This is a genomic window from Burkholderia sp. AW33-5, assembly GCF_053427615.1.
Window position 1 is genome coordinate 1 of record NZ_JBSAXA010000067.1, and the last position, 1,781, is coordinate 1,781.

1 protein-coding gene is annotated in these 1,781 nt (G+C 51.9%); it reads left to right on the forward strand.

Annotated elements, in window-relative coordinates; genetic code table 11:
• Window positions 1-314 precede the first annotated feature (314 nt).
• Window positions 315-1,457: a hypothetical protein gene (locus ACV22V_RS32315; RefSeq protein ID WP_448016799.1), complete on the forward strand. Its 1,143-nt coding sequence runs from the start codon at window positions 315-317 to the stop codon at window positions 1,455-1,457.
• The last annotated feature ends 324 nt before the right edge of the window (window positions 1,458-1,781 follow it).

The window sequence follows — 1,781 nt, forward strand, 5'->3', positions numbered from 1 at the left end:
GGAACGATTCAACATTGGAGTCTGAATCTCAACCCGCCTCACACACGAAATTCCGGATACCTCCAACAGGTACCCATTAGGCTTCCTCCAGCGCAGCGCTGCGAAATAATACTCACCCTTGATTGCCCGGCGATCCATCATCCATGAATTCGTTGGGCCAGCAAGTTTCTGTTTGTGTTGCGCCGCCGAAAAGTCCGTAACTAGTTGTTTGCATTCTTCGCATTTCGCGTCTTTTTTTCCGATGTTTCAATTAAAAAAGAATGTGTATCTGCTAAAAACTCTTTGATCATTCACTCTTGAAACATTGGAAATTTATGAAACTCACGAACATATCCTCTAGCGGCGTGGCTTGGAACCAAGCGAGCAGTGAGTCGCCGTTGCCGAATTCGACGCCGAAGCTCGCGCCGGAGGTTCGCCGGTTGGACACCCTGCAGCATCCACTGAGCAATCTAAATCCCCGCAATCCCGGCACAGTCATGATCGCCCGGAACAACGTGGGCGAATGGAAACGGATCGCTTGCACGCCAGGCTCGATGCTGCAAAACGTCGAGATACGTCGATCCAAAGGCTTGCTGAACCTCACCGCTTCCGCCAGTTTCGCCACCGGCACTTTAAGCCAAACGCAAAAGCGCGACCTGCAACGGGCGGTGGCATCAGTCGTTACGGCCTATAACGAACTGGCAGCCGAATCAGGTGCAAGTCTCATCAGCATTCATGAAAATCATCTGAAAGGCGATGGAAAAGTTTATGAAGATCGCAAAATTCCGCGTATTTCGAACGAACGGGATTACGACTTCTATCACACGATGGGCGTGAATTTTGCAAAAAACGGCCGTATGATGCCGCATTATCATTTGGTATTTGGAAAGACTCTGAATAAGCAAAGCGTGGGCGCTGTGCTTCAGAGTCTGCATAGCATTGGTCAAGAGGTATTTGGCCACGAGATTTTGAGCGAGAACGACATCGCCAAGGTGCTTGACGTTCTGCCCCAAGGGCAACCGATTCCGGGACTCGACGCGCAGAAGATTGCCGAACGGCGTCAGCGACTTCCCAACGAGATTGCCATATCGGAAGATCGTGCCCGCAGTCGGGACGAGCTCGAGTCTGCGTTTATCGCGCTATCAAGTGCCAACACAGAAGACGCGTCCGAAAAGGCCTTTCTGCGCAACGCGCACATGAACTCGTTCCGACCCGCGGAACCTATTTTCGAATGCTTTTCCGCTGGTCACACCTCGTTGGTCGACGATCTCGAGCGAATCGAGCAGGCGCCGCGTCGCGATCACGGCCTAAACGTCAGCGAATTAGTGTCGATCCACCAGGGCTTCAAAACGGCGTCTGGTGAACTGGCAGGTTACACAGGGGGGACGGACGAGGAACGCGAAGCCCTAGCGGGGCGGCTTCAGGGCGGCATGAACAAGGTCAAGGTTCTTCTGGCACAGGCGACTGGTGATTATTAATCACATTTGTAGCGCCAAACCCCTATTGAACTCATGCATTCGCAAGGGGCAGATACACGATAATGGTTTGCCCAATTGGCAGATGCGCAATTATATTCACCGGTTATGGAATTTGCTCGTCGTGCCTATCCCTATTGCGACGCAGCCTTTCACTGTACCGGAAGGTCCACATCGAGCGGCTCGGATCCCAATTGCTGGATCTCCAGCGGGAGGTCCAGTCGCTTGATGTGAGAATAAATTTCGCTTTTAAATCAGCGATTTAAAGCACTTTTGGCGAAAATTTTGCGAATCCCGGTCGACCCTCAGTATCGTTCTGGCACTAGT

Excerpts from the sequence above, each read along its gene's own strand:
- ACV22V_RS32315 (WP_448016799.1), top strand. The coding sequence starts at position 315 with ATGAAACTCACGAACATATCCTCTAGCGGCGTGGCTTGGAACCAAGCG.